Genomic DNA, 24,395 nt, shown 5'->3' with positions numbered 1-24,395 from the left:
GATCGGTGCACCCCGCCTATATCAGTTTGCCGCCGCAAAGTCACGAAAAACCTGAGCCCCACCGGTGGGGAAAGTGAAGGCGGCTTCGCGAGCAACGGTTTCGACGCATTCCTCGAGCCGCGGGAAGCACCCCGCGAAATGCTCCCTCAAGAGGCGCGTCAGCTCCGCCCAGGCTCCCGGCACGTAGGCCAGGAACCGGGTTTTCCCCTTGCTTGTGCCCAGATATCCGAAGGCTCCGAGGATCTGCAGATTTCTACACAACCGCACCCACCGGTAATGTTTCAGGAAGGCATCGATGGAGCCGCCCAGGAATTTCCGCGCGTCGTCCCAGTAGAGCCGGCACAGCACTTCCTGGAGCCTCGCGGGCAGCGCCACGTAGGGATCGATCAACAGAGAAGCCAGATCGTAAGCGGGAGGCCCGAAGCGCATTCCCTGAAAGTCGACCAGGCCAAGCTTTCCTTTGCAGACCATCAGGTTCCGGCTCTGGAAGTCCCGATGGAACACGAACCGGTCCGACCCGGTCCCGGCGGCTTCGGCGATCCGCTCGAAATCGCTCCGCAGGTCTTCCCGGTCGATCTGCAACCGCATCAGGGAAACGAGGAAGGCGCTTCTGAAATACTCCAGCTCCCGTTCGTAAACGAATGCGGGGTCGTAGAACGCGCCGTCGAAGCAATAGTCCGCTCTGAACCCGTCCCGCCCCTCCCTGTGAAGGCGCACCAGCACTTCAAGCGCCTTTCGGTAGACGGCCGTCACGCTGCTCCTGCCCCTCAGGACCTGTGCCTGGAGGTGCCGATCGCCGAAGTCCTCCAGGAGAAACCAGCCCCGGGCGGCATCCGCCCAGAAAATCCGGGGAACCGGGACGCCTCTTCGGTGCAGGTGCTCACCGATCTTCAGGTATGAGTCGTTTTCGTCCAGTCCCTGGTGGTTCTTTCGAGGCGAGATCAATGCGACGTAATGATCGGCGCCACGGCGCACGCGAAAGAAGCGCCGATCGGAACCGTCGCCCGCAAGCGGCGTCACGTCGGCCGAATCGAGGGGGAGTCGCAGCGCGCCGGCGGCGTGGTGCAGCATCGGGCGCAATTCCGGCAACATGATCGTAGGCATGGCTCACCCCTGCCGCGGTCCGGTGAAGATCTCATCCTCATGAATGCCGCCCACGACGCTTCCGTCGGTTGCGATGCATCCGCGCAGGCGGCTGCCGGGTTCGACCGTCACGTTGTCCCACAGGATCACGTCTTCGAGGACCGCGCCTTCCATGACGACGCAGCCCTTGCCGACCGTCACCACACCGCGCAGCTCGGCGCGCGGATCGACGAAAGCGCGCGGATCGATCCGGACCCTGCTTCCGCAGTGCAGCGGAGGAAGGAAGTCTTCGGGCATTCCGGCAAGTTCCACGGTAAGGTCCCGGTAGGCGCGGATCGACCCCATTTCTCTCCAGAACACCCGGGGACGGCGGATCGCGCGAGGATGGCGCCCCGCCCGGATCAATTCGCGGTAGAGCGCCAGGATATCCGAGAAACGATCGGGGGGAAGCACGGAAAGGATGGACGGATCGATGCAATGGATGCCGGTGAAGGCGAGCAGCCTCACGTTCGGGAGGCTTCGCTTCAGCTCCGACGCTTCGGATCCGAACCCGAGGATTCGATCGTTTTCATCCACGGCCACGTTGTTGAACCGAGGGCAGTCGTGCAGCAGGAGACTCACCGGTCCCCCGTGCTCGGAGTGCTTCCGCGGCAGTTCCCGCAGGGGAACGTCGCAGACGATGTCCCCGTTGATGACGAGAGCCGGTTCCGTTCCGAGGAAGTCGAGGGCGTTTCGCAAGCCGCCTCCCGTGCCCAGCAGAACCGGCTCGAAGCGGCTTTCCAGCGGGATCGGCCAGGTGTTTTCCGCGACGGTGGAAACGAGCTTCTCGCCCAGGTGATGAGCGTTGACGACGGCGGCGCAGGCTCCGGCGTCCCGCAGTCGCCACATCCAGAAATCGAGGACCGTCGTCCCCATGAGGGGCACCAGGACTTTGGGACGAGCCAAAGTCAGGGGGCGCAGCCGCGTACCGAGCCCCGCCGCCAGGATCATGGCTTTCATGCGGGACCGTCCGGATCGGCGCCCGCCATGCCGCGCCCCACTCGTGGAGAGAGGATTCCGATACGCACGGCGCCCGTGGTTAGAGCCTCAACAACACGCCGGTCCCGACGGCGATCTGGTAAAGGACTGTCGTGAGGTCCTTGAAGTTTCGCATCCATGCGACCTTGTCCAGCTTGTCGGGAACAATGACCGTATCCCCCGGTTCCAACCTGCCGTTGGCCCCGGTCTGCCACCTGGCGGTCGCAACACACCAGAAGATGCCTCTCCCGGGCTGGACGGCGGACCCGTCGGCCTTGAGGATGAAGACGTTGCCCTTGTCCGCCGTCGGGGAATATCCGCCGGCCTGGTCGATGTAGTAGGAGTAGTTCCTGCCCGGCTCGTATACGAAGGCGGTCTGGTTGTACACCGCCCCGATGACCTGAACCACTCGAGGATTGATGGGGATGTAGATCTGATCGCCTTCTTCGACTTCGATGTCGAAGGCCGTCCCTTTGAGCTTCCGGGGCTCATCCAGCTGCACCACCACCCTCCCCTTCGCCTGAAGCGTCCTGAGGGTGTCGAGGAACAGCTTCTGCTGCTTGGCCTGCGTGGCCTGAAATTCGGCTTCGCCGGGCGTCATCTCGCCCATCAGGTTGGCCGCACTGTTGGCCAGCACCTGGCGCCCGAGCATGTCGATGAGCTCCCCCATCTGCCGCTGCTGCAACTGCCTCACGCTCTCCCGGAAAAGGGAGGAACCGCGCTTATAGGCCCTGTCCGTGAAGCCCCCGGCCCGCTCAAGCAGGGAGGACAGCCTCTCGCCCTTCTGAAGCGCGTAATCCCCGGGGTATTTGACTTCGCCGTAAATGGACACCTTTCGGTACAACTGCCAGTCCGGAACGCTTTTCACGGTGAGGTAGTCGTCGCGGTGCAGCAGAATGTCGAAGTCGGGATCACCGGCCAGCGCCAGGGTGGGATTGACCTGGATCTGCTCGGTCCTCGGCCCGGCCTCGGTCGGAACCACGCGGGTGATTTCCGCGTTATCCGCGGCCGCCGTCTTCTTCAATCCTCCGGACAGCTTGAGCAGGTCGGAGAGCTTCATGTTTTCGCGGAACTCGAAATCACCCGGCCTGTTGACCGCGCCGCTGACCCTCACTCGTTCCCGTTCCTGCATTTCCCACTTGCTGTACACGGTGATCGTGTCATAGGGCTCCAGGAGGATGTTCTGGCTCCTGTCCGTCCCCGAGATCGCCTCCCTCAGGTTGAAAGTCCTGTATTCCTGGTGGTTGTCCGGTGCAACCAGCCTTTCCACGAGCGCATATTCCAGCATTGCGTCCGGGAGAAGCGCATCGAAATTCCGGATGATGTCCTTCACCCGCATCCCGTGCTTCCATTCGTACTCGCCCGGTCTGCGCACGTTCCCCTTGAGGATGATCCGGTTGGTGACGAACATGCTGATGGGGAAAACCTTGACGATGTCTCCGTCCTGCAGAACGATATCTTGTTTGCCCTTGATGCCCTGCATGTCCACATCGAGAAAAATCTTGGCCTTGCGCTGGCTGACCCGTTCCACCTGGATGCGCTGCAGATAGGCGTCCGCCGTGGGACCACCCGCCATCTTGATGGCTTCGGAGAGTTTCGTCTTCCCTTTCATTTCGAATATGGCCGGGCGTTCCACGTTGCCCGCCACCCCCACCATCGATCCGATGGGAGGAATGTACAGGACGTCTTCGGCCATCAACTGCCGGTCCTTGGTTTTGTCACCTTTCAGGAGCAGTTCGTACAGGTCGAACACGGCGATCGTGTCCCCGTTTCGCTTGAGCTCGATGTTGCGCATCGAACCCGCCTTGCTCGGGCCGCCCGCGGCGAGCAGACCGTTCACGATGCTCGACATGGACGTGACCAGGTAGGCGCCGGGATTGCGTGCGTTTCCAACCACGTAGACCCGGATGGTCTTGAGGGACCCCATGCTCACGTTCATCTGGAAGTCCTGGTAGTACTTGGAGAATTCATTCTTCAGAGTATCCTTGACCTCCTGGAAGGTCATGTTGGTGACGCCGATGATTCCGATCTTGGGAAGGGAGATGGTCCCGTCCCTGTCCACGATAACATCCCAGGTGCCTTCGACGCTCCCCCAGACGGCGATCCGGATTTCGTCGCCCGGTCCGATGACGTAGGAGGGGCTGACCGGAACATTGAGGATGGGCAGCCCGAACTGTGTGCTCATCGGGCCGGTATGCCCGGTTGTTCCGGGAATTCCGGGCATGCCCGGAATGGTCTGGACGCTTGTGCCGCCGAGCATGCCCGGCACTCCGGTGGTGCCCGGCACGGCAGTGCCGCTGATGGGAGACCCCGTGATCAGCGGCGAACCGGAATTGATGAACAGATCGTAGCCGAACTGCTTGATGTCGAACGATATGCTTGCGGGGGTTGAAGTGGATTTACCCGCGACGAATTCTTCGAAGGGAGAGAGCGGCTCAACCGGCAGAATGGGGGGGACCGCGAGCTCAGCGGGTTGCTGATACGGAACCTGGCCCGCCTGATAGCCTCTCGAAGTGGGGGGCGTCGGCTGGGGGTAGCCCGGCTGGCCGGGAACCATTGGCTGTTGCACGGGCATCTGCAGGGATACCCCGGGCTGCAGGGACGGAACCTGGCCCGGGATTGCGGACGGCTGATACGGAACCTGGCCCGCGACGCCGGGCTGCGTCACTGGGGCGCCCTGAACCGGAACCCCCGGTTGCTGGTAGGGCACTTGGGACGTCCCGACTCCAGGCTGGGTGACCAAAGCCTGCCCCGCCACACCGGGAGCGGGCTGATAGGGACCTTGGGCGGCCGTGCCCTGGGGCGGCTGATACGGAACCTGGCTCGGAATACCGGGCGCCTGGTACGGGACCTGTGTCGCCACGCCCGGCGGCTGATAGGGGATCTGGCCCGGCCCGCACGGCTGCAGATACGGGACCTGGCCCGCGGTGGAGGGCAAACCGGGAATCACCGGAGGTGTTCCGACCGGCGGAAGCTGACCGGGCAGGAGCGTCTCGCACGGAACCGGCATCATCGCCTGGGGAAGCGTCAGGGAAGGCAAGCCCGGGATCCCGGGGATCGTCGTGGTGGTCGGGCTGGACCCGGTGGTCGCACTGACCGGAGTGGAGGTCGTGGCAAAAGGCGGAGCAAGCGGTGAGGGAATCTGCTGAAGCTGCTGTGCGCAAACGCTGTTCCAACAGAGAAGGAAGGACAGGAGAGTGGCGCAAAACATTTTCCTCTTGGATCTCATACATATGCTCCTGAGTTGCAGACCGCCGAGCCCCTACCGGGCATGATCCAGACACGCGCTCCAGCGCAGCCGTCCGCCATATTTCCGAGGCAAAACGAGCACCTGGGGCGTCTTCGCAGGGTATCCGCCATTACTTGCACCGCTAAGAAGAAGCCGATTATCCTGGATACCCCTCCCGATGTCAAGCTCCTCTGAACTCACCCGCGCGCGAGCCGGGCGGAGGCGCTTCGAGCACGGTCTTGACGCCCATCACCCAGACGCATCCGCGCGAGCGGATTGCAGGGGTAGCAGCTCGAAAAGACATCTCGTTTGCTGCTGACGTATCCGCGCGCGGGCCGATTGCAGTCATATATGCAGCATTCCAATTATATTTCCAATGACGTATCCGCGCGCGGGCCGATTGCAGGCATACCGTTTCGGTGTGAATCTGATCATATCGCGATGTACCCGCGCGCGCGCAGCTTGCAGGCCTAACCGTGCGCTGCCCTGATGCATACCGCCGATGTACCCGCGCGCGCACAGCTTGCAGGGGTAGCGTTGCCCTCTGCTCATCCCATGCAAACGACGCATCCGCGCCACGGAGCGAATATCAACAATGTCCGGGAGATGACCAAATCCGGAACCCGGCGTCCGTGCCCCGCCGGGCGGAAGCGAGTGAGGCGATCAGGTCGGCAGCCGCGCTCTGCGCGTCCGTCGCACCCTTGTCCTGCCCCACCTCGCACCGAGCCCCAAACGACCTGCTTTTGCCCGCCTACAATTGCCTTGACCTGCTCTGAGAGCGCATGATATAAGGCCAGACGTTTCAAGGGCCGGCGTAGCTCAGTGGTAGAGCAGCTGATTCGTAATCAGCAGGTCGCGGGTTCGAATCCCATCGCCGGCTCCATGTTTACAGACATCCGATTTTTCGGGTGTGCGTATAGTGTGCACGCGGGCAAGTTGAGCGACTATTTTGCCGCCGTGTCCCTTTCTTCGGAGTTGTTGTATAGTTAAAATATTGCCACGGAACGTTTCAGGACGCTTTAGAGGGGGACTTCTGAAAGCGCGCAAGCACTTCAGAGGGGACATCGCTCGCTGTGGCCTTCTCCAAGACGGTCTTCGGACCGTTTTCTTTTTTGATGGACGCAGGCATATAAAGAAACGATTCGGACCCGGCCGGGGGCCGGATCTCCCGGTGCATTTGCAGATCAGCCTGGCTCATCCCGAGCTTGGCCCTGGCCTCGGCCACTTCGATGCCGATCCGGACAAGTTCCTTTTCTTCATCAAAGAGTTCTCCGAACCGTTTGTCCTGCAACTTCTCCTGCAGGTGATCCCTGAAAGTTCTCATCGAACAAGCTCCCTGAGCTTTTTCTCATCCACCCTGGCAAGGAAATCGCTTCGGCATCTCTTGGCTTCTCGGATATCGGATGCCGGCACCCTGGCGGCCGACTGTCCGCTTAACTCCATCACTCTCCAGCCAGAATGAGAGATGATTTCATACTATACTCTTGTTCAGTCCCTCCCCGGTGATGCGGCTCTGCTTTCCTTCGCCTATGCACCGCCGAAATAAACTGTCGCCAAATTGCGGTGCAACTGTTTTCTGCAATCCGGTTGTCTTCAGGAGTCTTTCCATCGATATCCCGCGGTCCGAATGTCCGAGCATTGCCAAGGCTCTGATGGCGTTGGCATCCCCAGAGGAATAGAGCGCTTCTCCAACGAGATTCTCATGGATCAATGCGAGCGCCTCGAGTTCCCCTTCGTGAAGTCCCTCGACAAACCTTCTGTCGAAGCAGAGTCTCAGGCCGGCCATTTGGGACGCTGTCGCAGCAAACTCCTGCACTTTTCCTTCGGCTATCAGTCTTTTCATATTGATAGGTTCCGGCAACTGCCCTTTGACATGAAACAGAGTTTCTTCGTGGGCAACAATCGAGGAAACCAGCACTTCGGCTCTTTCGATCAGACTTTCCCACACACCCAGGTTGAACGCTTCAATGATGATGCAGGCATCAAGCAACACGCACTTTTGTTTTGCCGGCGTTGTCTTTTTCATCACCAAACCCGTATTTTCTCAGGACATCATTGAGATCGGCAATACTGGCTCCGAGCAAGGAGGCGAATTTGGATCGGGACAATTTGCCTTTCTGGTGGGCCAGGAATGCGAGTCGAACGAAGCGTTCCGGAATCTCCGGAGGGCTGTGCCAACATTCGGACATGGAGCAGCGGTCCAGTTCCCTGAAGGCTGGGTCGCGCAGCATTTTGGTAACCGCTGCCCTCGGAAAACAATTCAAATTCAGGAGACGATAGAGGAGTGCCTCAGTCGAAACATCGAAACTCCGCGCCAAGTCAACTAGATCGCTGTACGCTATTTTGCTCTCCGTGACTCGAGCGTAGAATACCATCCTCACCGGATCAGCCGGCAGCAGGAGTTGTGACGCGAACGCGTTGGCAATCGATTCCACCTTGCTCCGCAGATCACTCTGTTCGGAGAGCAGACCGGGCGGGAGGCTATTCCAGGTTATGAGATGAAACACCTCGTGAGCAAAATTGTAGTTTCGGCGCCACGGCGCCTCCCTCGAATTCATCAGTATGGCGGGTCCGAACTTCCCCCAAACCGATGCGGCAGAGCCTTCCTCCAGTTTGTCATACCAGATCTTGACTCCGTAAACATCCTCCAGGGTTTTTTCCAAGACTGCAGCGGGCCTGTTCCCAAGATCGAATTGCCGTCTGACTTCATCTGCGAGCCTGGTTGCATCGCTGAGATTCACTCGTTCCGGGTCGACCTCCAGCGAGGGAAATCGGGCGAGACGCGTGACTCCGACGGCTTCCTCAAGCCAAGCATATTGGTTACATCTTTGAAGGAATCTTGCCTCTGTAACCTCGCGTCCCTGCATCGGCTCCGCCCTCCACAAGATGGAGGGGTCCGGCTCCGCCTCGACCGGCATCAACAAATCCGCCACCGGAACCAGGAGGATCCTTGACAATTGCGCAATCTCTACGGCCTTGATCTCCCGGTCGCCGCGCTCAATTGACGATATAGTCTCTGCGGAACCAAACCCCATCTTTTCGGCCAGTGTTGTCTGATTCATGCCGAGACGCTTCCTGAGTTCCTGTATTCGTCGACCGATGGCTTCCTGTATGCTTCCACTCACGACTTTCCTCCCAAGCTTCCAAGATTCTATGAATTTCTGCCTAAATGGTAGCATATTTTTTTATTTTTTCAAGCTTCTCTTGAAATTGTTTTCTCATCAGATCAGCCATTAAATTCTCAATGAAGAGCAGAAGCGTCTTCTGTTGGCCGTAATATGCCCTTTGCGCGGATTCGATATCATTCTCAACGGCTTCTTCCTTCTTCTCTTTTGGCGTGATCACTTCGGCACTCTTCTCAACTGCCCGGCGCATGGCCTCATCGCTGAGGTGTGCATAACGTTGCGTGGTAACAGCTTGTTTGTGGGTGCGCAACCCTCCGACGGTGTAGAAATCGACGCCGGAGGAAACCAGGTTGGAGGCAAACGAGTGCCGAATCCCGTGAAAATGGAACGACGCGGGGAGTTTGGCTTCCTTCCTGACCATCTCCCACGGTCCCTTGAAACCGGTCAGCATGGCGCCTTCCCTGCCGGGGAAGACATATTCACTCTTTCGGGCCAGGTCCTCAATCGCCGAAAGCGTCGTGTCGCTCAACGGGATGATCTCGGTCTTGCCGCCCTTCGGCGCCCGGAGGGTCAAGATCTTCCGCTCAACGTCGACATCGCCCCACTTCATTTTGAATAGTTCCCCGCGCCGGCATCCCGTGAACACGGCAAACCGGATGGACGCCGCCGTCTGCTTGAACGGCTAGGCGTCCAGAACTTTGAGAAGCCTCTCCGTCTTCTCATCACTGAGGAACTCCGTCACCTTGTTGTCGAGCTTCGGGAGTTCGACGCCGGCGCAGGGATTGGCACCCTTATGGATCCTCCACCGGGTGGCCAGGTTGAAGAGCCTCTTGAGCAGCACGACCACGTGTTTGATGGTCGCCGGTGTGCAAGGCCGTCCCTGCTTGTTTTTGGCCTTCTTCATGGCGAGCTTCATCTTGTTGATCTCGAAGGCGTTGATTTCCTCCAGCGCTTTGCCCACGAATCTGGGCTTCAGATGGCAATCGTAAAGGTATCGGTCATTCCGCCAGGTCCGCTTGTGTTCCTTCGTCCAAGGCAGGAAGTGGTTATCGAAGGAAACGTTGAGCGTGACTTTCTCCGCCGCCTTGTGGTCGGCGATGTCGTATTCGACACGGGCCAGGTCCCCCTTGATCGCCCCCTCCACCTTCCGCGCCATGGTGAGGTTGTCCACCACCCTTGTATGCCGCCTCCCTTTGTTCGACACGCTCACCCGGTATTTTTTTGAACGCCCGAAAGGTTTTCCGCACTTCGAGCAGTGGCCCGCATCCAGACCCTAGCTCGTTTTGCAGCTGGCACAAAATATGTGGATTGCCATGGTGCCCTTCCCTCCCCGGTACGCACGACCGTCTGGAAACCCGCATTCCACGGTGAGCAAATAGTGTGCACGAAAACATCACAAGGCGTAAGAAATGGCCCTACCCGATGAAACGAGAATACGGCTAACATGCTGGAAATATCAAGAAATGCGACAAGAGACGAAAAGGAGTGAAAAGTAGTATAACCTGATTCATAATTAACATGTTGCGGGTTCGAATCCTATCGCCGGGTCCTTGAAATTCAAGGGGTTACGAGTTTCTTTCGTAGCCCTTTTCTCATTTATGGGGAGTTTTGTTTGGATTGATCCTTGCACTCCTCCCCTATTCATGATATGCAATCACCTGCTCTTTGCCCCCCCCAATGAAATGGCATCCGGTGATCTTCGGGAAGATGCACCCCGGGGCTCTTTGGAAGTCATGTCGTAATACTTATTCAAACGAGAACCCAACATTGGATCCCAACGCTTCTGTCGCTCTTGGGGCGCATTTCTTGCGCCTTTGGCTGATCTTGGCAAGAAGCGAATTTCTCGGCGCGATTCAGACAGAGGGCGGACCGGGAGGAAGAGACCGATCGTTTCCTCCCTCATCCTGGCCGCGGTATTTGCTATGAATTCAGCAGTCGGCGCGGATGCGGTCGACATCGTCGGATATTTGGGCCTCGAGGCCGGGAACCGGTCGATCAGTCGTAAGACAGGGGCCACGTCCAAAAGCGATTATGTTGCCGTCAATTGGGCAGATGGGCGGATCGAGCGCCGGTTTCCCAAAATGAATGAAACAGCCGGCTCTTCGAAAGCTCGGACGTCTTCGAAGTGACATAGGCAACTATATGAATTTATAAATAATATATGGAATCATCAGTTCGTGCGATGGCTGGGAATGACTTGTGTCTTATTGAACTCGGGTTCACGATTTCAGGATTGCTCACCCTCAACACCGCCAGCCAGCATAGCGGAGCAATGAAGAATCGGAGAACGAATGCCGCTATGATCTTCGTCGCCGGTTTGCCTGGCACGTATAAGCACTTGGCTGTCTGTACCACGTCAGGAACCTTCGCCAGCTTCATTAAGCCTATGACTTATAGCTACTGGTCAAGGCAGGAGAGAAATATCAACACGCTGTTCGCGCCCGACAGTTCGAACTCGAAAATATATACTTAAATGATCACTAGAACAACGGAAGTTGCAGAAACTCGAAGTCAACACAGCATAGATCTGATTTCATTTCATAAATTCACTCTATCAATTAACTATCCTGATCTGATTTTGACAAATACAAAATAGAACATAACACACTGTTCCAATTTGTTTAATATGATTTAAATATTAATATTAATATAAATTTAAATGATGATTAAATATAGCACAACACGCTACAGTGCTTGTGACCAATCAACAAATAATGAAAATTTCTGAATACATCCTGCTTGTTGCATCACCATTTCGTCGATTGAAATGTATACGACTCCAATGCGCATTGTGGAATCTGTTGGGGACAAAATTCATGCATTATTATGTCGAAATCGCCGGAAGAATTTCGTTTGCATTGCATTTTTCAGAGTTGAGGTAAACAAATGAGAAATACTGAAAGCATCGGTCATTCATCCCTTCTGAAGATGATAACCTTCAACTTTTCCGCTCGACTCCGAAATTCGATTTTTGGATGTCTACTCTTTTGGGCCGTTCTGCTGTGCTTTTCCCACCCCGTTCTTGCCGGCGCCGAAGAGACGCCGGCATGGTCCTTTGAGACAGGCGGCCCTATTAAATCTTCACCGGCGATAGGGACGGACGGGATGGTTTACGTTCAGTCAAGCGATGGTAGCTTGTATGCGATCAAGCCCGACGGAAATGTGAAATGGTCTGTTGGAATTGAAGGCCACCCCAATTTGTCCCCGGCTGTAGGCGATGATGGAACAGCCTATTCAGCCGGCGCCGGGAATTTGCTTCACGCCATCAATCATGACGGAACGCCTAAATGGTTCATCGATATCGGCGGCGCTCCAACTTCATCCCCCGCAATGGGAGCAGACGGTTCAGTAATCATTACCGAGGGAGCGAATATCTTATCCATCAATCCGGATGGAACCCACAAATGGATTTTTTCACCCGGCTCGCGAATTCAAGCAGTTCCTGCGATAGGTAAAGATGGAATGGTATATGCCGTGACGGAGAATGCAGTTCTGTACGCAATCGATGGTTACGGAATTGCCAGGTGGTGCTTTGAATTGAAATCAAAACAGATGAATTGCTCCTCCACGTTGGATCCGGACAACACGATTTTCATCCTGTTTGACCGCATTCTCTATGCTGTCAACACCACCGGATGCATTCAATGGTCCCTCGATAAGATCCTCTCATCTTCCGCACCTGGTACGGACGGAATTGTCTATGTTACTGCCGATTCCAGAATCTGTGCGGCCGGTTTCAATGGAACCCTGAAGTGGTCCTTCCCGATTTCCGATCGCCTGGACAGCGCTCCGCCGCCGGCCGTGGGTTTTGATGGACGCATATACCTCGGCAGGCGCGACGGACGTATAGATGCGATCGGCTTGGACGGAAACCAGGTAGGCTTTTTTGATTTGCATCAGCAAATCGATGCGCCGGGAGTTGTGGGACCGGATGGGACCCTCTACGTGGGCTCCGAGGATTCCCGCCTCTACGCGATAAAGAGTCGTTCGAGCACAAAACCGGAGCTTGCCGGTCAGGAACGCGAATCTCCTATTCCCGGCATCACCGGTTCGGCAGCCTCCTGGACGGGAGCGGTCAGGGGGGTGCTGCACCAAAATTCCGCCACCGGCCCGGTCCTGGCGGGAGTAACCGTAACCTGCGGCGGGAAAACCACCACCACGTCATCCACCGGGGCCTATGTACTCACGGGGATATGGCAGGGGAGACAGGTCCTTTCCTTTTCCCGCAATGGTTTTCAGGAAAAATCCCGGTTGATACTCATCACTGCCGGACAAACTCTGAACGCGGGAAATGACTTCCTGGTCAAGACCCCGACGGGAACGGCCAGGGGGGTGCTGCACCGAAATTCCGCCACCGGTGCTGCCCTGGCGGGGGCAACGGTAACCTGCGGAGGGAAAACCACCACCACGTCGTCCACCGGGGCCTATTCACTCACAGGGATTCCGGAGGGCAGACAGGTTCTTTCATTCTCACGCAACGGTTTTCAGGGAAAATGCAAATGGGTGCTCATCCCTGCCCGACAAACTCTCAACGCAGGAAATGATTTCCTGGTTTCAGCAGCTACGAACTATCTGACTCTGGTCAAACAAATATCAACCAAATACCGTGCAAAGGCCGGGACAACTATTTCGGACAAAATAGACGCGACCGTTCGACCGCCCGCCAAAGCCACGGCCGGCGCCGACTTGGCGGCGTTCTTCCTGTCGGCGGGAGCGGGTTCCGCCGCAATATATTCGGCCGCCTGGAGTGCAATGAAAAATCCTAACGATGCGATAGCCGCCAACACTCTTGCCGTTGCACTGGATGGTATGGGAGACTCCGATTCCGCGCTCAAGATATTGCTCTATGCAGACGGGATCAAGCCCAATTTGCCGGTGATCGCCCTGGATCTCGGGTGGGTCTACCTTCACAAGGGAAATATCAAGAATGCGACGTTATACTTCAACAAAGCACTCGCGCTCTCTCCCGGCCTTTCCTCCGCCAAACTCGGACTGGGGCTTATCGCCGAATCGCAGGGCCATCACAAAACGGCGCAAACCAACCTTATAGCCGCCTTGACGACTTCCGTTTCAGCTTTCGGAGCCAGCCAGCTCCATGCTGCCGAGCAGGCGATATCCGATAGCGGCGGAGCGGAACGCACCGACCCGATCAGCAACAAGACGGCATCGGATTCCACAACCGTAATTCCGCCCATTCAGATTGCCTCCGGCATCAGCGGCCAGGATTCGTTGTCTTCAATCGCAAGCTCCGCTCAAAAGTTTGAAAACGCGTACGCCAGACTGAACAACTCGATTTCAACTGCTTCACAAGAATTTGAGGCTTTGGCGATCAAGGTGAATGAAGAGGCCCAATCCATGGTTCAAATCAATACGGATGGGATCAAAGAATACTTCATGTTTGACAAAGAACATTTTCTTATGACGGATATACAAGATATCATAAATCACAAGTCAACTATTCTTGTAAATGCATATATGGATTGGTGGGCTACAGAGAATGAGAATTATATGCAAGCAGATTCCACTTTAATAAATCAGGAAACTGCCGAGATCTACGCTTGCAATTACGATGAGACCTGCGAAGCCCAAGTCAGATATAAATACTGCATGAAGAAAAACAACCTTGGAAAGACACATTTTCTTGCGGATGCTAACAAGATTGCTTCAACGAGCAAAAGTATGGCTTCTGTTCTTACGAAATTTTCTGCATTGGCTCGTCCTATCATCAAGAAAATTCAATGGCCGACACTGAATCAATTTGAAAATAAATTCCTGCAGCTGAATACGCTTAACCTATACTACTTTCTGTCAGCAGCTGCCAAGAACTGCACCGAAGGCGCTCTCAATCTAGTCAATAGCCTTTATCTTTGCGTCCCGCCTCCGGAACCCGACACCAGCGCCACCGATGACCCCTCAATCGGAAGATCGGCCACGAAGTGGTGTCCCTTCAAGGATGCACCGCTTAAGCTCAACTTGATCGTGTTCAGCTATGAACTGGCTTGTGACCATGTTAAAATCGGCGGCACTTATAACTTCATTACCGGTTCCATCAAACGCGACTTCCTGAAGCACCAAACCGAAGTCTTCATAGGAGCGGGCGCCGTTGTTAGCTACGGCAATGGGGCCATTGGCGGCAACGCGGCGGTTGGCGTTGTTTTCACGGTGGCGGCCGGGCAGGTCCAGGACATCGGCCTGAGCAGCACGGTGAGCACATCGCTTGGCGGTGTTTACTCCGCTTCCGTCAACGGGCGCATCGGGGTCAACAGCGGCCCGAGCATAACCGGCCCCTTTTGAACCGGATACCGAAAAACTCGTTCAATTGCCGTTCGATGGGGCGTCTTGCCGCCGGAACCGAGCCTGTCAGCCCCGGTGTGCATGTATTCGGGGACGATTTGTCGCGGCGTTGTATCGACCCCGTCTGCCCCGATCGGGCAGAGATGCTTCCACGGAGCCTCGGCTTGCCCGCAACTCGAACATTACGCCGAAAACCGGACGGGAAAAAGGCGCCTGACAATCGCAAGATAGCGGAAGCAATCGCACCGGAGAGCCAGAACAACGGGAATCCTCCGGTATGTGCTTCCGGGAGGTTTGCCGCACGATTAAGGTCCTTGGCCTCGGAACGGGAGTAGCTCATTCTACCTTTCCGGCATCGGTACTGCCCGGAACCCCGTGCAGCGGAGCCGTCCCGACGGCGCGCCGAGCACCACGCACCCCCGGGTGCGCGGCCCCCATGAAACGAGGCTGCCCCACAAACTCCAACTACAAGCGGGCCGTGGTGGTATGGTGCTCATCAGTCCGTGAATGCGGCATTGCCGTCGGTTTCATGCCAAGGGAGCAAGACATAAGCAGGATCAGGCAATCCCCCTTGAGACCGCACGCAACTCCCGCCGGCACGCAGAAGATTCAGGCACCTTCCATGTCTGGAGAAGCCGATTTTTCACGAATGAGCAGAGAGACGTCGACCTTCTGGTGTCTCTGTCGCTCCTAGCGTTGCCGGGCGCCTTTGGGCAGTTCGTACCCGTACCGCGCCGGGTCGCTCAGGACCGCCTTGATCGCCAAAACCTTGAAAACGTAGCGCTCCGTCTCCTGCGGCAGCATCATCTTGTAAAAATCCGACTGTCCCTGCGCGCGGGATTCGTCCATGATGCGCTTCTCACCGCAGCAGTAAGCCGCCAGCGCAAGAGACCAGCTCCTGAAACTGCGGTGAAGATCCCCCAGATACTGGAGAGCGCTCTCCGGGGACCGTTCGAAGTCATTGCGCATTTCCGCCCATCTTTTCCTATCGGCGGTGCTCAGCGGAGGCTCGCTTTCCGCAAGGGCCACATATTTCAGGTCTTCGGGCAGGTTGAGGCGCCGCAGGCGTTCCTCCATCCACTGGAAATAACCGTCCCTGCGTTTCAACCACCGGTAAATCTGCGCATGGTTGTATACGACGAGAGTGAACTCCTTGTCGAATCGCTCCATGACCTCCTGGTTTTCCAGCGGGACGTGCTCCCCGCAGAAATCCATCCTGCCGGGAGGAGGATAATAGGCGACCATGCCGGGGCTCTGATGCGCCGGACGCTGGACCTGTACGGGCGCCGCCGTCCTTTCCGCCTGAACCGCCGCCTGAACGGGCGGACCGGCGGGGGCGCTGGTTTCCGCCGTTGCACAGCCGATCACGCCGGCCGCCATGAAAAGGGCCGCCACGAGGTAGACCAATCTCCGGGGTTTAGAGCAATCCTGCATAGGGTGCCTCCACATCCGATAATCCCTTCGACCCATATCCCTTACGAGTTCGAAACCGTCCACCGCACAAACCCCTCAACGTCCCAAGGGGTCACCCGCACATTTCACGAAATTCCATGAGCCGCCGCCCCGCAACGAAGCATGGAAATCTGTCGGGCCGGGGCATTTTCACAAAAAAGGGCCTCCATCCATAATAAGGCATCGACTTGCGCGCCACGCACCCGAACCGAATCATCAGGGTGGATTCTGCCAAGAATTTTGGAAAACAACCCCGGGGGCTCTCAAAACCATACGATTCTCCAATCGAAGATGCAAGCGATAGCTCATCGAACCCGATTTTTTCCAGGGCGCCGCCTGCCGTCCCCCTCCCCCGTCTCGACGATTCGGCAGGTGATACGGATTTACCTAGAAAATAGATTCACGGGCGAAACTGTTTTCATGCTTCGCGGGTGTCGCAGGGGGCATGGATAATTGCGTTCAAAATGATACTTTAAAAGCGTGGGGGACGTATCCCCCACACCCCCTCGCCGCTTCGCGGCTCCGTGTGGCGCTGCGGCGGCGGCCTTCGGCCAGTCGCCGACAGCGCCGAGCACTCGGCCTCACGCGCTTGCGCGTGTGGCCGAAACTTGGGGGGTGCGGGGGAATCATTCCCCCGCTCTTTTGTGCTTGAAAGATCCATCTCTTGAACGCAACTTCGTATGACTCGGCAAACCCGTCGTGCGCGTCCGGTGTTTTTCTCCACGTCCATCGTCGTGGCCCGCGACGGACCATCAGCGATCCAGCAGGCCCCTGTCAATAAACCGCTGTCGCCTGTCCCGTGCAATCGACCGCATGACGACATCGTTGCGGGCAGGATCGGTCCGGATGTTTTCGTACATCGCCCGCGCAAAGTCGGTGACGGGAAGGATCCCGCGGCCGGCCTCGACGCCTTCCAGGATCTCGAGGGCGGCATGATCGATGCCGATCGCCTCTTCGGGCATGGGCAGTTCCTCGTGGACCGTATAATCCAAGCCCCGCTGAAAGATTTGCGTGGCGACCGCGCCGGGGCAAACCGCCGTGACTTTGATGTTGTAAGGCTCCAGCTCATAGCGAAGACTCTCGCTGAATCCAACGACGGCGTACTTAGCGGCGCAATAGACCGCCTGGTAGGGCAGCGGAACGATGCCCGCCACGGAAGCCGTATTGACGATGTGCCCATGTCCCTGTTCGAGCATGAGCGGCACCACCGCCTGCACGCAGTGGATCACGCCGTAGAGGTCAACCCCGAGGATCTTATCCCACACGGCCAAGTCGACTCCGATAAACGGCATCTCCAGGCCCACGCCGGCATTGCTGAACATGTAATCGACGGGGCCCCCGGCGGCAATGTCCGCGATATATTCCGCAACGGCCCTTGCGTCGCGCACATCCAGTTCCCGCGAAAAAGCCTTTCCCGGGTATCTTTCCAACAGGTCCGCCGTTGTTCGCAGGTTTTCCCGGTTGGTTTCGCGCCAACCGGACATATGAACCACCGCGCCCCGCCCGAGCAGTTCCTTGGCGAGACCAAGCCCGATGCCGCTCGATGAACCGGTGATGATGCACACTTTTCCCTTAAACGGTTCGCTCATTTCTTCATGCTCCTTTGTTTCGCGGTTTTGGAACGAAGGGAGTGTCATGACGGGTTATATACTATAATACTGCAGGCATCCCTGCCCGGCCTTCCTCCAATCGATTCGGACGCCGTCCTTGTCAAGCTTGAGGCATTTGCGTCAGCCCGTTCCGAAAAGAATCTTGAAACCGTGTGTCGGACTGCATCATCCCGCATTTTGGAGAGCCGACACGGCTTTCATTCCGGTTCACACGCAATGACCCGTTGGTCACCGTCAAACATAAGCCTGGCACTGTGCGCAACGATGGCATATTGTTGCAGGACCCCGCCGGGGAACACGGAAAGGTGCATGCATAGAAAGGACGTGAAGAAGGCGCCGATGCCGGGGATTCTTGAAACCCGACGGGATGGCGCCACGGTGTGCCTGCCATGCAGTGTGAAACAACAATCTTTTGCCACTACCGGCCGATCGGCCGGGCAGGACCGATCGGCCATGACGGGGCTGATGGCCGGCAAACTCGGATGAGGGCAAGAAAAGGGAAAATTGCGCCGCCGTCCTGCGTGACGTCAAAACTTCCACTCGGAAAGGAGTTCCCATGCAACTCGACACCCGCTTCTCTTTCTTCGCTGCCGCGATCGTATCGCTGATTCTGCTTGCCGCACCGACGACCTCCTCCGCCGCCTCGGAAGAGAAGCTCGTCGACATGACCTTCCCTTTTTCGGAAGAATCGATCTACTGGCCCACCGACAAGCCCTTCACCCCGACGGTCGTATTCAAAGGGATCACGGACGGCGGCTGGTGGTATGCGTCGAATCAATATGCCGCCTCGGAACACGGCGGCACTCACGTCGATGCTCCGATTCATTTCCATGAGCACGGACGCACCATCGGCCAGGTTCCGCTTCAGGAATGGATCGGCCCCGCGGTCAAGATCGACGTCACCGGCAAGTCCCTGGCAAATCGCGATTACCAGTTGAGCGTGGAAGACCTGCTCGCGTGGGAGAAGAAACACGGGCCCATCCCCCAGGGGGCCTGGGTCATTATGTACAGCGGCATCGACGACCGTTTCTATCCGAACCGGAAAGAAGTGCTCGGCACCGACAAGACCGGAATGGATGCCGTCGCGGAGCTGCACTTTCCGGGATTTTCACCCGAAGCGGTCGACTTTCTCCTCGCCAACCGGGCGATCACCGGCATCGCAGTGGATACGCCGAGCATCGATCCGGGGTCCTCGAAGGACTTCAAGGCGCATCGAGCACTCTGCAAGGCGCAGAAGCTCGCCCTCGAGAATATCGCGAACCTGGACAAGATTCCGGAGTCCGGCGCGATGCTCTACGTGATCCCCATGTTCATTCAAAACGGGACCGGAGCCCCCGCGCGCGTATTCGCGAAGCTGCCGTAGAATCCAGGCCGGCCGCCATCGGGCGGGAAGGCGCGAAGCCTTCCGCTCACCTCAATTGCATGAGTCGAGGCGAGTCTATTCCCGCCTGTGTCAGTTCTTCTTGATTTCACATGATGTATTCTTGAGCGCAATTCGGGGATTGAATGCGAATTGGTGTCCATCGATCCCGGTGACGCCCGTCATTCGGGCGACGGGAGCTTTCCATTCCCCGGCAACGCTCTTCCCAGGGCATCGGCTTTCAGAATGGCATCGGCAACCCGGTTCGCGGACACCTCGAAAGGCTCGTTGTGAATGGACTCCCCCGTCCGGGTCGCTCGCAGGGCGATTCTTTCCAGCATCTCGCCGGACAGCTCCCGCAGCCCGATCTGAGCCAGCGTGACGGGCAGACCGACCTGCGCGCAGAATCCCATCACTTCATCGATCGCCGACCTGTCGCTCTTTTCGAGCACAAGCTGGACCAGCGTGCCGAAAGCCACTTTTTCGCCATGGGTGAAAGCGCGGGTCTGCGGGGCCGCGGTGAGTCCATTGTGAACGGAGTGGGCCGCGGCCAGACCCGATGACTCGAAACCCAGCCCTGAAAGCAGCGTATTGGCCTCAACGATTCGCTCGAAGGCCGGGGTGACGGTCTGCGTCCCGGCGGCCTCGACCGCCTCCACGCCATCCTCGAGCAGGGTCCGGTAGCACAGCTCGGCAAGAGCCAGCGCACTGCGCGTCGAGCGCCCGCCCCGAAGATTCCGGGCCCCGGAAGCCGCGCAGGCCCTGGCCTCGAACCAGGTTGCAAGAGCGTCCCCCATGCCCGAGATCAGGAGCCTCGGAGGAGCCTGCACGATCACCCGGGTATCGACCAGCACCAGAACCGGGTTTCGCGGCAGAATGCGAACTTCCTCCACGGCGCCCGATTCGCCGTACACGACGGAAACGGCACTGCAGGGAGCATCCGTCGAAGCCAGGGTCGGGCAACTCACAAAAGGCAGGCCGAGTTCCGCTGCGCTTGCACGCGCCGCATCCAGGGCCTTTCCTCCTCCGGCTCCGATGACGACCCTTGCGGGGAGAGCTTCCGCCGCATGCCTGATGCGAAGTATTTCCGCCAGAGAGCATTCGCCTCCGAAGCGGTGTATGCCGTAGCTGCAACCCACCTCTCCCAGGGTTTGCCTCCAAGTGCCGGAGAGCTGTGCGAGCGCCGATCCGCCCGCAACGATGAGAGCGGGGCCCTCGATGCCCAGTCCGGCCATTTCCGCGCCGAGGATGGCGGTGGCATCAAGGCCCTGTGTATACCGAGCCGGGGAGGAAAAGACGCTGAACATGCGAATGCGTTCTCCTTGTCAGCGGGCAAGCGACTTGTCGAGCAGGCCGAAATGCCAGGGGCGCGCGCCGCCGATGCGAACGCCGACTTCGGCTCCCTGCTCGATCGCCTCGAATTGGCCCGCCTCCAGGGTGAACACCAGTCGATCGGTGGCGCCGGACGGGTAGTGCGAAAGAGCGAAGGTCTTGTCGCCCACGACGAGCGTCGGCAGCGCTCCACCCACCGGAAACGAACGGCTCGAAGCGACCTCGATCTCCACGGCCGGAACGCGCGCCTTCTCCGATACGCCGGCGGCCGCCCCGCCCGGGAGGCGGATGGCGACGATCTCGTTGCGATCCGCTTGGGCTTCATCCCGCGCGCGGGTTTGCACCACGGTTTCGCTCCCGACTTGCGTTTGCGCATCCGATGCGAGAGCGCCGTTTCCGGCGCGGGCCTTGGTCAGGCGCACATTCGCAAGGTAAATGAAAGATTTTGGACTGCGATCGAAGGTGAAACGAACGCCGCGGAAATTGGACAGATCGGCACCCGTGAAATCGGACAGCGGAATGCGAACGGTCTGGAACAGCTCGTTATAGTTGACCCAACTGCCCTGAAACGAACCGCCCGGGCGGCGCACCACGGCCACGGATTTGAGAGACACCGGATTGGAGAGAACGGCATCGGCATTGGCGATGGCTATCGAAAAGTCGACGTCCCCGGTCGGATCGCCCGGCGAGCAGCAGAGTTTGTCGAAGCAGCGCAGCATCACGCGGAATTCGAGGGCGTGGTAGTTGCCGACGTCCAGCCCCTCGCCCGCGGCGGCGGCGTTGACCTGGAAAAATCCGCCCGCTCTGCGCCAGTCGATCGCGGCGGCACGCTGCGTCGGATCCTGGTTCTTGCCGGCCGTTCCATGTTCGTAGCCCGAAAGCCCCGAGGATTCATTGGCCACATTCCGACTCGAAAGCCCGGTCCGCCGGTTGAAATTGTCGATGACAAAATTCTCGCATCGGCGGGGGCTCCGCGTGAAACCCCGAGCGTATGACGTCTCCGAAGCCAGTCCCGACGGTATGGGGAAGCTGGGATCGAAACGCCTGGCCAGCCCTTCGACGGGCGCGGGCCCCAAATTGGAGCGGAAGAACGGCACCAGCGACCGCAGCGCAGTGCGGCGCTGAGACGCTGATCCTTTCAACTGGGGAAAGATCGCTGTCTGCCCGATGCATCCCATGGAGTCCGAAATCTGCCATTGCGTGTTGTAGAAATTGTGGTTTGCACCGAAGACCTGAAAGGTGGATTTGCTCAGCGAATCCGCCTCCGCCGCGTCCTGGAGCATCCGGTCGAACGGCTTCATCCCCTCGAGGTCCGCGACGTCCCCGTCGCAGCCGGGCAGAAGGACGTTCCACACAACACCCACAGGGTTCAGGGTGCGACTCGTCTGACCATCGACGGGGCCGATCTCGAACAGGGAGCGAAATTTGAGCCCCGGGATACGTTTCGGCCAAAGACTGTCGGGATCGTTCAACTGGGCCACGGCCGCGCGCATGCCCTCCCCGCCGCGAGAATGCCCCATCAGCCCGACCTGGGTGAAGTCGATGAAACCCTTGAGTTGAAAACCGAGCGAAGCGGGCGCGCCGCCTTCGGTGTTCCATTTCGCCAGTTCCTGCAGGTGGCGCAAAACAAGACGTCCGCGTCGCAGGTTGAGACCGTAGTCGTCGGTTTCCGGCTTGGCTCCGTTGACGCCGCGGTTGGCATTGATGGAAACGACCACGTATCCGTACGAGGCGAGAGTCCCCGCAAGATAGGCGTAACCGAGATGATTGGGGGTCACCACGTAGCCGGACGGGCACTCGCCGGTCGTCGTATAATCGACGCGATCGTCTATTCGCACGCCCAGTTCACTGTCGTATCGCCCGCAGGTGGGGTGGTTCCCATGAAGAAAAACCACCAATGGATAGGATCCGCGCGGGCGCGGGCGCCAGACATGAGCCCACAGTTCCGTCTTCACGTCGGATGCCACCGAGGCATGGATTCTGGCGGGCAGCTTGTATTCCCCGTCTATCACTTCAAGGGTTGCCGCACCCGCCCATGAGGTTCCGAGCGCGATTGCCAGGGCAATAACCGAAACGGCGATGGTTCTCTTCATGGAATTCATAGCGTGTTCTTTCCTCGCTCGCGGTGTTGGAAAACCCGTCCCTATGCCCAAAGCCGGCCCCTCCCCTCCCATCAAGGGGCGAGGCACGGATGAAACTCCCGACCGTCGATAGAATCCCTGTGGGTCATTCGAATTCTGCTGCATTGCCGTTTCCGGATAGCAGGTACTCCGAAGATTGTCAACGAGCCCCGTGGATGGAGCCTCGCGTCGTTCTCCGGCCGGGCGTGTGATTGGCAATGTACGGTCAAGAGTTTGCATGGATATGACCATGAATATTAAAAGTGAATGTGACGATCCATTTGTTCGTCGGAGATTCAAGCGAAGGTATGCATCGCGGCCCGGAAACGGGCCGGGAGTTCCCGGCGTCCTTGTCGCCGGCCTTCCGCGTCGGCGGGGAAGGCAGAGGGTCTTCTTCCTGTGTCCTTTGTATGTGTCCTTATGTGTTGACGAATTTTGAGCTCGAAGACATAATGCCCCCATTCCCTTTCCAGAGGCAGGTTCTATGGGTGAGCAAGCCGGACCGCTCGATCATCATATTCTCCGGGTGCATTTGAAAGGATTCCTCTCACCGGCCCCGCCAATCCCCGTCATGCGACCCGCCGAAACGTCCGAAACTCGAACAAGGAGATGATCCAATGAATCCGCGGTACCTGATAGCCTTCCTGCGAATTCTGAAAGTGCCCGGCCTGTTTCCCCTCATGAAAGACTGGCAGGCATTGGTGAGAATGCATTTCCTCCATGCCGCTTATGAATCGGGCCTGTTGAAAGCCCTGGCCGTTCCGTGTGAAAAGCAGGTGTTGATCGACAAGCTTCAGGTGAAGCGCCCGGAGCTGTTCGATGCCCTTTTGGACGTGGGACTGGCCACAAAAGAATTGGGAATGAAAAACCGGCTGTTCTCCATCAAGGGCAAACGGTCCAAAGCCGTCGTGGGTGCCAGGGGGGATATGCTGGCCGCCATGGTCCAGGCCAACATCACCTATTACAGCGACGCCTATCGCCATGCGGCCCGTCGCCTTCGAGGGGACGATCTGGGGGACGACCTGCACAGGATGGGCGATTTGGTTGCCCGGTTTTCGAAGCTCGCCGAACCGATCATGAAGGATTTTATCGTGGGCCTCGTTTCGGGCAGGAACCCCATGCGCATCCTGGATGTGGGGTGCGGTTCGGGTGTCTTTCTGCATGCCGCCCACAGCGCCAACCGAAATGCGACGGGCGCGGGCCTCGATATCGATGAGGCAGCCGTCCGACAGGCAACAAACAACATCGCCCAATGGGGACTCGAGGACCGTTTCCGCATTTTTCACGGAGACACGCGTCATCCCCCCGGAGGGCTCGAAGGCCCTTTCGACCTCATCACCCTGTTCAACATCCTGTATTACTTCAATGAAGAGGATCGTATCGAACTGGTTCACAATCTGCGCGCCATGCTTGCCCCTCAAGGCGTACTGGCGATCGCGACGACCTGCCACAGCATGGGAATGGATGTCGCCGCGGCACACCTGAATATGGTCAACTGTTCCCTGAAAGGACTGACACGACTTCCCCGCCTGGAGGATATTCTATCGCTGCTGCATCGATGCGGATTCCGCCGGATTGACACGCATCGTTTCATTCCGGGAGGAACGCTCTATGGAATCGTTGCGGGCAATTGATGAATCCAGGCCCGGCCGCAAGACACGGCGTGAAGGGTTCAACCTCCCAAAGAAGCGCTGAAAAGCCGCCCGGGTGAACGTTTCTGTTGCCGCGTGTCGCGCCGGTGCGCCGGTCGGACGTAGACGCAAAAGAGGGCTT

General features: G+C 58.1%; 15 protein-coding genes and 1 tRNA gene. 4 read left to right on the top strand and 12 right to left on the bottom strand.

Annotated elements, in window-relative coordinates; all coding sequences use genetic code 11:
• Nucleotides 1–21: 21 nt before the first annotated feature.
• From SFUM_RS02745 to SFUM_RS02735, 3 genes are all read right to left on the bottom strand, one after another.
• Nucleotides 22–1,104, bottom strand: coding sequence for an aminoglycoside phosphotransferase family protein (locus SFUM_RS02745; protein WP_011697404.1), 1,083 nt, complete (start codon nt 1,102–1,104; stop codon nt 22–24).
• A gap of 3 nt (nt 1,105–1,107) precedes the next feature.
• The gene (locus SFUM_RS21275; protein WP_011697403.1) at nt 1,108–2,082 is read right to left on the bottom strand and encodes a sugar phosphate nucleotidyltransferase; all 975 of its coding nucleotides are present in this window, start codon (nt 2,080–2,082) and stop codon (nt 1,108–1,110) included.
• A 79-nt stretch (nt 2,083–2,161) separates the two neighbouring features.
• Entirely contained in the window at nt 2,162–5,329 is a 3,168-nt protein-coding gene (locus tag SFUM_RS02735; protein WP_011697402.1) for an SLBB domain-containing protein, read from the bottom strand.
• Between the two features lie 808 nt (nt 5,330–6,137).
• Here SFUM_RS02735 and SFUM_RS02730 point away from each other — a divergent pair.
• A tRNA-Thr gene (locus SFUM_RS02730) sits at nt 6,138–6,212 on the top strand.
• A gap of 126 nt (nt 6,213–6,338) precedes the next feature.
• On the opposite strand, the gene SFUM_RS21270 is transcribed toward SFUM_RS02730, so the two are convergent.
• The 5 genes from SFUM_RS21270 to SFUM_RS02705 form a co-directional block, all read right to left on the bottom strand.
• On the bottom strand, nt 6,339–6,653 hold the full coding sequence (locus SFUM_RS21270) for a hypothetical protein (RefSeq protein WP_011697401.1): 315 nt from the start codon (nt 6,651–6,653) through the stop codon (nt 6,339–6,341).
• 147 nt (nt 6,654–6,800) lie between these two features.
• Complete coding sequence (locus SFUM_RS02720; protein ID WP_150109416.1) at nt 6,801–7,355, bottom strand: hypothetical protein; 555 nt, start codon at nt 7,353–7,355, stop codon at nt 6,801–6,803.
• Nucleotides 7,312–8,454, bottom strand: coding sequence for a helix-turn-helix domain-containing protein (locus tag SFUM_RS02715; protein WP_167321306.1), 1,143 nt, complete (start codon nt 8,452–8,454; stop codon nt 7,312–7,314). Before SFUM_RS02715 ends, SFUM_RS02720 begins: the two co-directional genes overlap by 44 nt.
• A gap of 40 nt (nt 8,455–8,494) precedes the next feature.
• Nucleotides 8,495–9,112 (bottom strand): tyrosine-type recombinase/integrase, encoded by a 618-nt coding sequence (locus SFUM_RS02710; RefSeq protein ID WP_083763920.1) that lies wholly within the window; start codon nt 9,110–9,112, stop codon nt 8,495–8,497.
• 24 nt (nt 9,113–9,136) lie between these two features.
• Nucleotides 9,137–9,628, bottom strand: a complete 492-nt coding sequence (locus SFUM_RS02705) for a site-specific integrase (RefSeq protein ID WP_011697397.1) — start codon at nt 9,626–9,628, stop codon at nt 9,137–9,139.
• Nucleotides 9,629–11,340: 1,712 nt separating this feature from the next.
• Between SFUM_RS02705 and SFUM_RS02695 the strand changes: the two genes are divergently transcribed.
• Complete coding sequence (locus SFUM_RS02695; protein ID WP_083763919.1) at nt 11,341–14,748, top strand: outer membrane protein assembly factor BamB; 3,408 nt, start codon at nt 11,341–11,343, stop codon at nt 14,746–14,748.
• A 690-nt stretch (nt 14,749–15,438) separates the two neighbouring features.
• Here SFUM_RS02695 and SFUM_RS02690 read toward each other — a convergent pair.
• Nucleotides 15,439–16,182, bottom strand: coding sequence for a transglycosylase SLT domain-containing protein (locus SFUM_RS02690; RefSeq protein WP_011697396.1), 744 nt, complete (start codon nt 16,180–16,182; stop codon nt 15,439–15,441).
• 770 nt (nt 16,183–16,952) lie between these two features.
• Nucleotides 16,953–17,789, bottom strand: a complete 837-nt coding sequence (locus SFUM_RS02685) for an SDR family NAD(P)-dependent oxidoreductase (protein ID WP_011697395.1) — start codon at nt 17,787–17,789, stop codon at nt 16,953–16,955.
• A gap of 577 nt (nt 17,790–18,366) precedes the next feature.
• Here SFUM_RS02685 and SFUM_RS02680 point away from each other — a divergent pair.
• On the top strand, nt 18,367–19,173 hold the full coding sequence (locus SFUM_RS02680; RefSeq protein ID WP_011697393.1) for a cyclase family protein: 807 nt from the start codon (nt 18,367–18,369) through the stop codon (nt 19,171–19,173).
• Between the two features lie 179 nt (nt 19,174–19,352).
• Here the strand turns inward: SFUM_RS02680 and SFUM_RS02675 are convergent, their stop codons facing one another.
• A complete protein-coding gene (locus SFUM_RS02675) occupies nt 19,353–20,477 on the bottom strand; it encodes a glycerol dehydrogenase (protein WP_011697392.1) in 1,125 nt (374 codons plus the stop codon).
• A gap of 18 nt (nt 20,478–20,495) precedes the next feature.
• Nucleotides 20,496–22,604 carry an alpha/beta hydrolase gene (locus SFUM_RS02670; protein ID WP_011697391.1) on the bottom strand — a complete coding sequence of 703 codons (2,109 nt, stop codon included), beginning with the start codon at nt 22,602–22,604 and terminating at the stop codon, nt 20,496–20,498.
• A gap of 635 nt (nt 22,605–23,239) precedes the next feature.
• Between SFUM_RS02670 and SFUM_RS02660 the strand changes: the two genes are divergently transcribed.
• Nucleotides 23,240–24,256 carry an SAM-dependent methyltransferase gene (locus tag SFUM_RS02660; protein WP_011697390.1) on the top strand — a complete coding sequence of 339 codons (1,017 nt, stop codon included), beginning with the start codon at nt 23,240–23,242 and terminating at the stop codon, nt 24,254–24,256.
• Nucleotides 24,257–24,395 lie beyond the last annotated feature (139 nt).

The organism is Syntrophobacter fumaroxidans MPOB (assembly GCF_000014965.1).
GTDB classification, from domain to species: Bacteria; Desulfobacterota; Syntrophobacteria; order Syntrophobacterales; family Syntrophobacteraceae; genus Syntrophobacter; species Syntrophobacter fumaroxidans.
Note: the sequence above shows the minus strand (reverse complement) of the source record. Positions and strands in the feature narration are given on the sequence as shown.